Here is a 12,900-nt window from a genome sequence, read left to right as displayed (position 1 = left end):
TTACTCTATGATTGGAGTCCGGTCTAAAATATGAGTTTAAGTTTGATGCGTAAATTGATTTTATTAATTGAAAACAAAGAAGCGGGAGTTCCCACACTTCATGATTTATTGTCCAAAGCCGACCAGGATAAGACTTTTTACGTTCAAACCGTCGCAACCGAATCGGCTCTTGAACAGATAAAATCTTTAAATTACGATCTCCTTATCGTCGATTATCACTCCGTTTTTCCGAACAACCTCAATCTGCTTGAAGAGCATAAAATATCCAACGCAGCAACCTCGTTTATCGTCATAAATAAAGGGACCGATTCTGCCGCTAAATTGCGATCTTTCGAGGCGGGCGCTTCCTATTACATCGATAAAGCGAATATCAACTCATTATTTTTGAACGAAACAATTCGAGCCTGCCTTAAAAACAACGAGTTTGGAAATATCTTTGCGGAAGATTCTCTTAGGCTTAAAGAAATCATCCGGCTAAATATAGAGGTAGCGACCACAGAGTTAGATACGGAAGAATTCCCGGACTTTATCGCCGAAAAAATCGGTCGCTTTGTGGAATGTGACGGCGTTTCCGTCGGAAGAAAGGAAGACGGGGAATTCGTTTATAAAGGAGCTTACGGCAAATTAGTTTACCCGAAAGGACTTAGAATTCCGACAGAATGGAGTTTTTCAGGTCAAGCAATCGGAAACAAACGAATTTTGTTTCACGGCGAATTGAGTTCGCTTTCGGCGGAAGCGGGGAATGATTTTTCTTTGAAAGGCAAGGTCGGTAGCGGTATCGCGATCCCGCTTATCTTCGCGAACGAAGCCGTCGGAATCATCAATGTGTTTTCGGAAAAACGCGATGCATTTGAACGGGAAATCGAGAGATCCTTAGAGTTAGTTTCCGTGATGCTTGGATCCATACTTTACAAAAAAAACGTAGAGCATGAACTTCGCTCCGGCAGAAATATGCTAAAAAGCGCTTTAAAAATCGCTAATCTTGGAAGTTGGGAATGGAACGTAATCGAAAATAAAATCACTTGGTCGGACGAAGTCTATTCTATATTCGGAATTTCTAAGAATGAATTTCAGATATCGGTCGATGGATTCTTTTCATTCGTTCATTCGGACGATCTCGTAAGAGTTCGGAAATTCGGGGAAGAATTACTTGAATACGGAACCATCACGGAAATCGATCATAGAATAATAAAACCGGACGGCGAAACTCGCTATGTAGTGGAGAGGGCCGAGTTGGTACGAAATTCAAAGGGAGAGCCCATCTTTATAATCGGTACGGTTCAGGACGTTACGGAAAGAAAGCGTTCCGAAGAAAACCTAAGATTGCTGCAAATTGCTATTGAAAAATCCACGGATATCTTTCTAATCACCGAGTCGGAACCGATCGCCGATCCAGGACCTAAAATCGTGTATGTGAACGAAGCATTCGAAAAACTTACCGGTTACACTAGGGAAGAGGTCGTCGGTCAGACTCCCAAAATATTACGCGGACCGAAATCTGACCTAAAAATTCAGGCAAAAATAGAAGAGTATATGTCTCAATGGAAACAGATTCGGGAAGAAACATTGAATCATCGAAAAGACGGGACGGAGTTCTGGACGGAGCTAGATATGTTTCCGATCAACGATTCCACCGGACGATATACCCATTGGATTTCCATTCATCGGGACGTGACTGAAAGGAAGCAAACCGAGGAGCGGTTGATGCAATCCCAAAAAATGGAGGCCGTTGGGCAGCTCGCCGGCGGTCTTGCTCATGATTTTAATAATTTATTAAACGTAATACTGGCAAATCTTGATCTTCTCGAGCTTAAATTGAAAGAGTCGCCGGATTTGCTGAAGCGGGTAACGTCCGCTCAAGATGCCGTGCAACGCGGTGTGGAAGTAAACCGCAGGCTATTATCCTTTTCTAGAAAGCAACCTATCAATCCGGAAATCGCCGATGTAAATCAATTACTCCGCGATTTTTCACCGATTCTTGAAAAAATACAGACCGATAAAGTGAACGTTGAATTAGAAATTTCGAATGAGTCTTTGATTTGCGAGATCGAAAAAAGCGGATTAGAGAACGCTCTTTTAAATTTAACGATCAATGCCAGGGATGCGATGCCGGAAGGAGGAACGATTCGAATTTCTTCGGGACTATTAAAGAATGCCTCATCGGAAGGGATTCGAATATCGGGGTTGGAGCAAGCCGATTACTGTTTAGTAACGGTAACGGATTCCGGGGTCGGTATGGAAGAGACGATAAAGGCCCGGATATTCGAGCCTTTTTTTTCAACTAAAGGCGCTGGAAAGGGAACCGGATTAGGCTTGGCGATGGTTTACGGTTTCGTAAAACAATCAAAAGGATTCGTTAAAGTGATTTCAGTTCCCGGACACGGAACGAGTTTTCTTATTTTCCTGCCGATACTTGGTCCTGACCACTCGATCCCTGCCGGAGAGGGAGCCATACTTCCATGAATAACCTCAAAGCTAAAAAACTTCTCATTCTTGATGATGAGGAGGAGATTACGAAGATTTTGGGCGAAATCGCGGAAGATTGCGGGTTTAACGTTTCGCTTACTTATGATGCGCCCGACTTTCTTAACAAGCTCGACGATTCGTTTGATTGTATTATTCTCGATTTGATGATTCCCGGAATGGACGGCGTGGACGTGATTCGCGCGTTGTCTGAAAAAGAAGTCGATCCGGATGTTGTTTTAATTTCCGGAGCGGATCGTCGGACTTTGCATAGCGCTCAAACGTTGGCGGGCGAATACGGATTGCGCATTCATTCGGTTATGGAAAAGCCGATTCGCATAGCCGATATGCGATCTTTGCTTCTGGATTTATTCGGGAAATCTGATAGAGTTCCACGCTCAAAAAAGTCTATCGTTGGAAAATCCAGGCATTCCTTTAATTCGGAGGAACTCTACCATGCGGTACAGTCCGATCAATTTGTATTGCATTATCAACCTAAAATCGACCTAAAGACCGGCAAAGTCGAAGGCTTTGAGTCGCTCGTGCGTTGGAGTCATCCGGAATACGGATTACTCTATCCGGATTCTTTTCTACCCAACATGGAAAAGGAAGCAAAAATACTAAACTTAATGACCGACAAGATAATAGATGTCGCTTTGGCGGAATGCGCCAAATGGAAGTCTATGGGAAAGGAACTACGAATGGCGGTTAACGTTTCTCCTGTAACATTGACTGAGTTGGATTTTCCGGAAAGGATTTATTCAAAAGTAAAAGAGAGCGGAATATCCCAAAGTAACTTTCAAATGGAAGTGACCGAAACAAGCTTCTTGGAAAACATTCGATTCACTCAGGATATCTTAACTCGTCTCAGGATTCGGGGAATCGGTTTGTCCATCGACGATTTTGGAACCGGCTATTCTTCCTTAAAACAATTACATAGATTCCCGTTTACTGAGTTGAAAATCGATAAATCTTTCGTAATGGATTCTCCGCAAGATAGGGAGTCTTTGTTTATCTGTCAGGCTTCTATCGATCTGGGGCATAAGCTTGGAATGACTGTGGTAGCGGAAGGGATAGAAACTCCCGAAGTCGAGAAATTGATGAAAGATGCCGGTTGCGATATCGGACAAGGATATTATTATTCCAGGCCGATTCCTCCGGAACGCATTCCCGAATTGTTAGAGAATTTTGGCTGAACCTTGCTTGCCGTAAATTTTGCGGACAGTTTTAGGAATGCGAATGATCGTCGATTCCTTAGAACGCCTGCCACTTGCTAAAAACGTTAAATAGAAAAATATCCAAAGAATTTTTGCCCCTGCACGCAGACTGCCGATCAGTGTCCCGCTGATTTTCGATTCACCTCCTTTTCGTCGTTCGTAGCGAACCGGAACTTCCGCAATATGAAACCCTTTTTGAACCGCTTTGATTTGCATTTCAAGATTCCAGCCCCATGTCTTATCTTTCTGTTCCAACGCTAAAAAAGAATTCCAGCGTAGTACTCTAAACGGACCTAAATCGGTGAATTCTACTCCGTAAAAGACTTTGAGCAGAAAGCAGGATAGGGCGTTGCCGAATTTTTGCAAAAACGAAAGAGATCCCTTTTCCGCACCGCCTTGAGTCCTGGTGCCCAATACGAAATCCGTCCGAGCATCCATTACGAAAGGTTGGAATAGTGAAAAAAGATCGTTTAAATCGTCCGATCCATCGCCATCGATGAAGACTAAAAACTCGGGAGATTCATTCAGCAGTTTCAAAAAGGAGATTCCAGTCAAGCAAGCGATTCCATAACCTTTATTCGGTTCTCTTACGACGAAAACTTTTTGTTCGGCCGCAACTTTAGCAGTTCCGTCGATGGAGCCGTTATCGATTACCAGTATATGAGAAGGTTCGATTCCGAGATTTTTTAGCTCGATCAATACCCCCGGCAGACTTTCTTCTTCGTTTAACGCGGGAATAATAAAATACGCCCTTTTCCAAAGATGATGTCGGATTTGTTGCTCGTTCACTCTCCTTTTCTCCCTGCGGAAATTTTAAAGAGATCTTTCTTGGAAAAGATACGACTCTTTCCGGTCGTCAGATCCACCTCTTCCTTGTGAACGAGAGTCGAGAAAGGATAAAATTTTTCGATATTGCGGATTTTGTCCGCGTATTCCTTCGAAGCTTTGTCTGCTATCATTCTCATATGGGCCGCGTTTGATTCTTTTAACCGTACATGAAAAATTTCTAGAACCAATATTCCTTTTGTCTCGGGTCGTAATGTTTCGTGCCAAGTTCGAGTTTCGCCCGGACGTATTCGGTTGTCGGATATCAGCTTTGCTTTCGGGTACCATTCCCATTCCTGGCCGATTTTTGCTTCCTTTCGTTGTATCTCGATTCCGGAATCATTCTGAACCGAGATTATTAATTTCAAAAATCGTTCAGGGTCTCCGGAGGGGATATAATGAGAGGATCGAAAATTAGAAAATTCTAACGTAGTTTTAATGCTGTTTTTCGCTATCTTCCATTTTATCGGGTCTATTTTTAGTCCGGATTCGTATCCGTGGGTGACTTGAGCGGCGTAAAGTTCGAATCGTTTCGGAACTCCTCCACCGATAAACGCATGCTTGTGTGAAGCTCGTTTTGGGCTTCCTAAATTCGATTTTACGAATTTTCTCTCGATTTCGGGCATATGACAGGTTCCGCAAGTTTTCTTGCCGTAGGAGTTTCCCGGATCGTCGGATTCGTTTCCCGTATTAAATGCGCAGACGAGTTGGTCGTCCAGCGTATAGGATACATTATGACAGTCTAAACATCGATTTCTTAAAAGATCCCGTTCGATTCGAACAGGATGCGGCGGGCTTGTTCCTCCGGTTGCGCCAAGCACGTAGGAATTCCCCTTGTCATCAGATCGAATATGACATGTTGCGCAAGTAACGCCTTCCGATTTCATTTTTGCGTCAAAATTCGGATTTGCCTCTTCTATTGGACGGCGATAATCCCCATCGGATAAAAAGTTCACGATCGTTTCTCGCTGATTCGAGACCGGAATATGACAGTTAAGACAAATCCAACTCGGGGAAGAGGATTTGGAAAGCTCCGATTGGAATTGAAGGTCGGTAAAAGCATTTGCGTGAGTAGAAGTCTTCCATTCACGATATATTTCCGTATGACATTTCCCGCAATTTTCGGCACGGACTTCGCCGACCCCTTCCAATGGCGGAAGATATGGAATCGGTTTTACCCAGGGATGATTTCCTAAAGCGGCTTCTACCGAAACCTTCCGATTTCCGGAATAAATAATGTAGGAGAGAAGTCCTACGGAGAACGTCAAGCATAGGAAGATAAGACCTCCCCAAAATTTAAATTTCGCCATTGGTCCTTAATTCGATCCTTTGACCAAGGGGAATCGATCGGGATCTAACGACGACCATTCCCACATGGATCCGGCATAGTTTTTGGCGTCGTATCCGAACGAGATTAACACCGCTACGAGCCATGCTGAGCGAATTCCACCCGTACAATACGTCACGACGGTTTTTCCGGATTCGATGCCCACCGAAGAGAATTTCCGTCTGAGTTCGGTCTCGGAGAGAAGATATCCGTCCGAGTTCAATAGATTTTTATAATATAACGATCGAGCTCCAGGTAAATGCCCTCCATGCGATTCTCCGTAGGGCGTCCCGCCTTCAAACTCGCGTTCTTCCCTGGAATCTACGAATATGAATTTTCTATCCGACAAATGCGATTTCACGAAGTTTGCATCGGCTGACCAGTCGGTTGTTTGTCGGGTGGAATTTATTGCAAAAATTTCGATTTTAGAATCGCTTACCTTTTTAGATTCGCGAGCTTTTATAAGCGCTCGAATTCTGCCGTCTATGATATAAGTATTTGAAAAACCTAATGTACGAAGGGACCAGACTATTCTTCCTTCTTCTCCCCAACCTGAGATCGGATCGGCGAAAACGAGGATGACTCTGTCCTTTTGAATCCCTTTCCTTTGCAAAATTTCGATCGCTTCGGATTCGGGTAATAAATAGCCGCGTAAAGGAGAATCTTTCCTGGAAATTTCTTTCCACTTTAGAGAGATGCTCGGGAAATAGGACTTAAATTTAAAACCCTCCCTTGCATCTATCATAGTTGCTCCTTGTTTTTCGAGCGAAAGGGCGTCTGCGGCGTTCAGAAACCAGCTTTTGCCGATCTGCTTCTTTTCCTTGGAAGCTACGGCATATGTGGTCTGAGAAAATACGAAGAGTAGCAGTAAGAAGATTTTGATCTTCATCTAGAAAAGCCTCTTTATTAATCGCGCTTAGTCAAGGACTAATACGATGATCGTGTTTTGAACTTATCGAAGCGTAAGATTTCTAAAACGTAAAAAGATTTTCAAAATGCGCGAATGGCCGACCATTACCCGAAATGGCTTCCCTTTTGAATGATCCCGAATTTCCTAAATTAATTCGAGCATATAGGTCGTCGCTACGCCGTCGTTACTCGCCGGAAAATATAAAACGATATCCTCGCTTTAGCAGCATTTCTTCCGCAAAAGTCGAACTACTCGTTAAATATTTTTTAGAACTTTTGTATCCTGAGTTGGAAGGAAGAAAGCGCTTGGACGGCGCTTTTTCGTCGCTCGCGGGGTTTGTTCAATCTCCATCCAAAGTCTTCGGAGTATTGGGTTCTTTAGGCACTGCGGTTTTTAAATTGGGAAGACATTTGAAGTCGGCCTTTCAAGCGGGCTTTGCGGCGCTTCATTCGTATGTGACTGCGCATAAATTCGAAGACCTAATGTTTACAAAAGCAAAGGAATTATTAGGCGAGGGGGCGGATTTGGAAAAGCCGGAAATCTTCGATTACGTTTTGGCGTCAGTTTCTCCTCACGACGCCGACTCATTTAGAAACGATATCGTAAAATTGTTCCGTACTCTGTCGAATCGAGAGCTATTATCGAAAATCAGAGATTTGATGGATGCAGTCGTCCGCACCATGAAAGCAAAACCGAAACTTTATTCTCAGGAAGACGTCTCAGGCATTCTTTTAGGCGCCGGAATTCTTGCAAGGGGAGAGGAATTATTTCAGGGAATGTCGCGCGGCGAAATGGATCTAATCTTGGACGCGATCGAAACGATCGAAAAGGACAGTTATTACGAAGCCTTGGAAAGAATAAAATTCTCCCGAAAATAAGAACCGGCTGCGAACCGCTTTCCGGACAGTAAATTAGGAAAAGATAATGTACTTAAGCCTGGATGGATTTTCCTCAAGAAAGCAATGACCTATACTTTGAGAAAATTCAGAAGAGAGGAAAAAACCCTGCCGACGGTCGGAGTCGAACCGACACGAGGTTGCCCTCGCTGGATTTTGAATCCAGTGCGTCTACCAATTCCACCACGTCGGCGGGTCGTATGAGTCCTAGAAGCTCAGGAATCGAGCTCGATATACTTGCCCTTGCCTCGGGCAACAATCTTGCCGATTTCATTCTCGATTTCGGCCCGGTTTTCGATTACCTTCTTGTTCTTCTTTACAAACCAACCGCGTAGATGCAGGGGTTGATTTATTTGCGCCGGTTGAAGAAAACGAATCGTTAATTCGCCGGTCGTAGTTTTAAAATTCATGGCTTCGTTAATCTTAGCCATAATTTCGTCCAATATGGTAGCTATGATTCCGGGATGAATGACATCCGGGGAGCCTTGAAACTTTTCTGGGACAGTATAATCGCCATAAGCGGTTTTTGTGTCCTCATCAAAGGTGATCTTGAGTTGAAGACCATCCGGGTTGTCAGGGCTCGACCCGAAACTCAGGTTTTCCCGAACCGTTGATTTCATAAATGTCAACATATTACTTAACATTCATGGTGTCAATCGTAAAAACTGTACGAGCTTTGATTAAGAACGACACAATCCGTTGTCGAAACTAGTTAGGAAGAACACTTTCTATGACAACTGCCTTACTTTTACTTCTCGGCTTGCTCTCGGCAGGTGCGGGAGCATACACCTTATTTCGGGATCCGAACAAATCCCAACCGGGTGGGGGCGGCTCTAGCGGGGGCTCGGGAGGAGCTCCAGGTTCAGGAGGTGGGGGTTCGCCAAGCGCTCCTTCGGCGGATCGCGGAAAGTTAGTCAATGTTGGGGAGCCCGGGACGCCTCCATCACCTGCCGGAGGATCTCCTACCAGCTCATCTCCCGGAGGTCAGGGACCGTCGCAAGGAAAACAAGAATGGGAACCGCCTACTCCCGCCGAAGGCGAACAACCTCCCCAGCCGAGCTTACGCAAGAAGAAGAAAAAATTAGACCTCCCTCACGCAACCGACGATATAATTCGGAATAACTCCCGTTATGCTCACCATCGCAGACCGTTATTGCATTCGGAGGCGCTCGTCGATAAGGAGAATTTACACGGCGCCTTAGAAATTCTAAAGCGAACGAACGCGCGGATTCCGGATCAGGAAATTAACGGCAAGATCGGTGAGAATATACAGGCGATTGAAGATCATATTCAGGCCCCCGACGAGGATGAGACTTACACGCCTGATGATCCGAATTATAGCGGACAACCGATTCCAATGGGGGATCTAGTCCGCGCGATCAAGGAAATCAGTCAAGCATTAGGAAATACTTTATCACAAGGATTTAATCAACCGATCCAGATCCAAGCGCCAGCCTCGGGAGAAGCGCCTAAGCTTCCCTCAGAATTACCTCCCGGACCGGTATCTTACACCGTCGTTTCCTATGCGCCTTCTTCAGGCCCTATCCCTCCACCACCTCCTGGAGCTCCTGCGAGCTACTCTCCGGCGGGAATACCGGGACCTCCCGGGGCCGGCGGGCCTCCTTTCGCTCCGCCTTCTCCTCAGGGGCAACCGCCTCAAGCTCCCTCCAAACCTCCCGGATCGGATCATCTGGATCCGAACGAATTGGATTTACCGGAGGATACTTTCTTTACCGACGAGTGGGATAAGTTTAAGGACCTCCCGCTCGTCGATCGTCGAACGGGAGAGGACAGACGATCTCGCGGAGAACGCCGGGGAGATAATGCGACAAGGCGAGATAGAAGAGCAGGCGATGACCGCAGACAGGAAGATCTGTTTGCGTTACGTGATGAATATTTAAAGAAGAAAGCGGAGGAGAAGAAAGAGGAGCGCGAACGCGCGGAAGAAGAATATGAACCTTCGGCGGAAGAATGGCCTCAGCCTCAAGTTCCGTTATCCGATCAACTTCCCCAGTATGTAATGCCTGCGTTACCGCAGGTCGAGTTGGTTCCCATTCGTCTTCCGGATCCACAGGACAGGACGATTCATGGAGAAGTTCCGCCTAACGCACCGATTATTCCATCGGAGTCTGCTCCTTCTCCTTCTGGTGAACCCAGAGCGGAAACGGGGCGGGTAGAACTTCCGAAAATAGATCTTCCCGATCCTGTCGATGAAAGGCGAGGGGAGGAATCTCGGCCTGAAATACCTTCCTTAGCTCCCGCAGCGGCGCAATCGGATGACGAGTCTCCTGAAATAGAGGTTTTAGAAGGAGGATTAGAGCCTTTGGACGAAGATCGTCCGGAGTCTCCCGAGTCTTCCGGAGGCGGAGAAGAAGAGCCTAAAATGATCCACGGGATCTTGGAGCTCAAACCGCCCGAAGTAGACGACGCTCCCTTTCTCACATTAACCTACGATTTCGATAAAATACCGCATTCATTCAAACTTTCTAAAAATTACAGTATTATGGAATACTCATATTATAAATATAAGCCGATGCTGATAAAAGCTCAGGAATTCGCCAGGCGAAAGATGTTGAAGAACGCCTTAAACTATTATCGTGTGATAAAATCCCAGAATATTCCTCCTGAGTTACGTAAGATGATCAACAGGAACATCAAAGACATCACCGAATTTATGGAAAAATATCTGATGGCAAAAGGCGGATAACCGGGAAATTATTCTGCTGGGGTCTAAATTTGCGTCTCCCGTAAATTACAAAGTTCCCGATCATTTTTCATTGAGCGATTTCCTTTCGTCTATTTACATTCGTTACTTTCTTCAGATTGATAGAATTCTCCATCGAACGAAATCGATACTTTACTTTCTCATAGCGCCTTTGCGAATGCTGGCCCTAAAAATGATTCCTGCTAACATCCCCTCTATCAGGGGCGCTCAGAGATGGAAAAACTTGCCAATCTGACGTTTTTTTCAAAGAATTGTAGATCTCCAAAAAAATAAAAACTGCTTCACAAAAGACTCGTCTAAATTTAGAATGATTCTAAAATAAAGGAGCGTATCCCAATGCCTCAAGTAACCTCACTTGCACCGGACTTTAAAGCCGAGGCCGTAATCGGCCAACAGATTAAGGAAATCAAACTTTCCGAATATAAAGGGAAATGGGTCGTACTATTTTTCTGGCCGTTAGATTTCACTTTTGTATGCCCTACGGAAATCATCGAATACGATGCGAAATTGGATGAGTTCAGGAAGCTAGGCGCCGAAGTTTTAGGCGTTTCCGTTGATAGCGCTTTTACTCATCTTGCCTGGAAAAACACTGCTCGGAAGCAAGGCGGACTCGGTGAAATTCGTTACCCGTTGGTCGCGGATATCACTAAATCCATCGCTCGTGATTACGGCGTTCTAACCGAAGGGGGAGTCGCACTCCGTGGAACCTTCGTAATCGACCCGAAAGGCGTAATTCGCCAATCCACAATCAATGATCTTCCGGTTGGACGCAATATCGACGAAGCAATTCGTTTAGTGAAAGCTTTCCAATTCGTGGAAAAACATGGGGAAGTTTGTCCTGCAAACTGGGATGAAGGTAAAAAAACCATGAAAGCGGATCCGGAAAAATCCAAAGAATATTTCTCCTCGGTCAACTAATCGCTGCCGCTTCTTGCCCGGCTTTCCTAAGCCGGGTTTTCCCGGAATTTATCCTGGTCTGGGGAGACTTCTCCGTGAATTCTGGTAAAAAGACTCGAATAAAACGTCCGAATCGGTTTAACTTCGATTTGAATCGTTTTTCCCGATAGGGAAGGTCTAAATAGTAAAGGGGGATTTGCAATGGCACAAACACTGGAAACCCTTGGTCTAGATGAAGAAAAATATTATCGAGCCGATAATTTTCCCAAAGGTCTGACCCGTAAAGTCGTCGAGTCGATCTCTCACATAAAAAATGAGCCTACTTGGTTAACGGAATTTAGGCTGGAAGCTTTCCGGATATACCAAAGTAAACCGATGCCCACTTGGGGTTTTTTCCCTAATTTTCACGTGGATATCGATGAATACGTTCATTATATAGGCGCCAATCATAAGAAAAAAAAATCCTGGGACGAAGTCGATCCAGAGGTCCTAAAAAGTTTTGAACGTTTAGGTATACCTGAGCACGAGAGAAAGTATCTAGCCGGGATCGAAGCTATGGAAGATTCCGAAACCGTTTATGCGAACGTTAAGAAAGAACTTACCGAACTAGGAATCATTTTTTGCGATATCGATACCGCTATCCGCGAATATCCGGAAATCGTGCGTAAACATATAGGAACCGTAGTCTCCATCGGAGATAATAAGTTTTCGGCATTGAACTCCTGCGTTTTTTCCGGAGGATCCTTCGCTTATATTCCAAAAGGAGTTAAGACTCCTATGCCGCTTCAGGCGTATTTTAAAGTCACTGCGGCTTCTTCCGGTCAATACGAACGTACTCTCCTCATTGCGGAAGAAGGCGCCGAGTTGGAATATTCGGAAGGCTGTTCTTCCGTGCAGGATAAAGGAACGAATTTTCATACTGCTGTTGTGGAGTTGGTCGCACATAATAAAGCGAAGATATTCTATACAACGATTCAGAATTGGAAAAAGAATATGTATAACTGGACGGTGAAGCGGGGAATTTGTCATGAATCCGCGCATATCACTTGGACGGACGTCAATATCGGGGCCAATACTGTTAAATATCCCGGAATTATTCTTCAAGGAGATAATTCAACCGGAGATATACTATCTCTTGCATTTGCCGGATCAGGTCAGATTCAGGATACAGGAGCCCGTATAATTCACGTAGGTAAGAATACGCGAAGCAATATTTTAGCGAAAGGAGTTTCTCTGGACGGAGGTACGAACTCTTATCGCGGCCTAGTGAAATTCGCATCAGGTTCTTCTAATGCGTATAGTCACGTAAAATGCGACGGACTGATGATGGATGATCGTTCTCAGTCTCATGCATATCCGTACAACGATGTTAGCGGACAGAACGGCACATTGAATTATGAAGCGACGGTGTCTAGAATCGACGAAGATCAGCTGTTCTATTTACAATCAAGAGGATTGTCGGAGGACGACGCTAAGTTGCTAGTCATTAACGGATTTTGCGAAGGCGTTACTAAACACTTGAATGTCGAGTATTCCGTCGAAATGACTAGACTGATTCGCATGATTTTAGAGGACGGTAAGGTAATCGCCGAGCATAGCGACTCTGTCGTAACCTAAAAAGAGCTGGAAGTTTTCTTCCT

The 12,900-nt window shown here is 44.9% G+C and carries 10 protein-coding genes and 1 tRNA gene; 6 read left to right on the top strand and 5 right to left on the bottom strand.

The genetic code is table 11. From position 1 onward, the window contains the following. Nucleotides 1-30: 30 nt before the first annotated feature. Nucleotides 31-2,463, top strand: a complete 2,433-nt coding sequence (locus LEP1GSC058_RS20430) for a PAS domain S-box protein (RefSeq protein WP_016547604.1) — start codon at nucleotides 31-33, stop codon at nucleotides 2,461-2,463. Continuing rightward, nucleotides 2,460-3,659, top strand: coding sequence for an EAL domain-containing response regulator (locus tag LEP1GSC058_RS00815; protein WP_016547652.1), 1,200 nt, complete (start codon nucleotides 2,460-2,462; stop codon nucleotides 3,657-3,659). The genes LEP1GSC058_RS20430 and LEP1GSC058_RS00815 overlap by 4 nt, the downstream gene beginning before the upstream one ends. Here LEP1GSC058_RS00815 and LEP1GSC058_RS00810 read toward each other — a convergent pair. From LEP1GSC058_RS00810 to LEP1GSC058_RS00800, 3 genes are read right to left on the bottom strand one after another with little or no spacing between them, the layout of a single operon-like run. Continuing rightward, a complete protein-coding gene (locus LEP1GSC058_RS00810) occupies nucleotides 3,642-4,469 on the bottom strand; it encodes a glycosyltransferase family 2 protein (RefSeq protein ID WP_016547518.1) in 828 nt (275 codons plus the stop codon). The two genes, LEP1GSC058_RS00815 and LEP1GSC058_RS00810, sit on opposite strands and share 18 nt — an antisense overlap. After that, on the bottom strand, nucleotides 4,466-5,815 hold the full coding sequence (locus LEP1GSC058_RS00805) for a multiheme c-type cytochrome (RefSeq protein WP_016547722.1): 1,350 nt from the start codon (nucleotides 5,813-5,815) through the stop codon (nucleotides 4,466-4,468). Before LEP1GSC058_RS00805 ends, LEP1GSC058_RS00810 begins: the two co-directional genes overlap by 4 nt. 6 nt (nucleotides 5,816-5,821) lie before the next feature. Next, complete coding sequence (locus LEP1GSC058_RS00800) at nucleotides 5,822-6,721, bottom strand: sulfurtransferase (protein ID WP_016547479.1); 900 nt, start codon at nucleotides 6,719-6,721, stop codon at nucleotides 5,822-5,824. A gap of 134 nt (nucleotides 6,722-6,855) precedes the next feature. Here LEP1GSC058_RS00800 and LEP1GSC058_RS00795 point away from each other — a divergent pair, with 134 nt between their 5' ends. After that, nucleotides 6,856-7,620: a hypothetical protein gene (locus LEP1GSC058_RS00795; RefSeq protein WP_016547570.1), complete on the top strand. Its 765-nt coding sequence runs from the start codon at nucleotides 6,856-6,858 to the stop codon at nucleotides 7,618-7,620. 127 nt (nucleotides 7,621-7,747) lie between these two features. On the opposite strand, the gene LEP1GSC058_RS00790 is transcribed toward LEP1GSC058_RS00795, so the two are convergent. Together LEP1GSC058_RS00790 and LEP1GSC058_RS00785 are read right to left on the bottom strand one after the other, a co-directional pair. Next, nucleotides 7,748-7,831 (bottom strand) — tRNA-Leu (locus LEP1GSC058_RS00790). Nucleotides 7,832-7,853: 22 nt separating this feature from the next. Then, on the bottom strand, nucleotides 7,854-8,258 hold the full coding sequence (locus tag LEP1GSC058_RS00785) for a PaaI family thioesterase (protein WP_010412271.1): 405 nt from the start codon (nucleotides 8,256-8,258) through the stop codon (nucleotides 7,854-7,856). 110 nt (nucleotides 8,259-8,368) lie between these two features. Between LEP1GSC058_RS00785 and LEP1GSC058_RS00780 the strand changes: the two genes are divergently transcribed. The 3 genes from LEP1GSC058_RS00780 to sufB all read left to right on the top strand — a co-directional run bounded on the left by LEP1GSC058_RS00780 (nucleotide 8,369) and on the right by sufB (nucleotide 12,877). Continuing rightward, nucleotides 8,369-10,345 (top strand): hypothetical protein, encoded by a 1,977-nt coding sequence (locus tag LEP1GSC058_RS00780; RefSeq protein ID WP_016547651.1) that lies wholly within the window; start codon nucleotides 8,369-8,371, stop codon nucleotides 10,343-10,345. 354 nt (nucleotides 10,346-10,699) lie between these two features. Beyond that, nucleotides 10,700-11,281 (top strand): peroxiredoxin, encoded by a 582-nt coding sequence (locus LEP1GSC058_RS00775; RefSeq protein ID WP_016547506.1) that lies wholly within the window; start codon nucleotides 10,700-10,702, stop codon nucleotides 11,279-11,281. 180 nt (nucleotides 11,282-11,461) lie between these two features. Continuing rightward, a complete protein-coding gene (gene sufB, locus LEP1GSC058_RS00765; protein WP_016547588.1) occupies nucleotides 11,462-12,877 on the top strand; it encodes a Fe-S cluster assembly protein SufB in 1,416 nt (471 codons plus the stop codon). Nucleotides 12,878-12,900: the final 23 nt, after the last annotated feature.

This window comes from Leptospira fainei serovar Hurstbridge str. BUT 6 (assembly GCF_000306235.2).
In the GTDB taxonomy this organism is placed as follows: Bacteria; Spirochaetota; Leptospiria; order Leptospirales; family Leptospiraceae; genus Leptospira_B; species Leptospira_B fainei.
The sequence above is the reverse complement of the archived record's forward strand: the minus strand, read 5'-3'. Positions and strand labels throughout refer to the sequence as shown.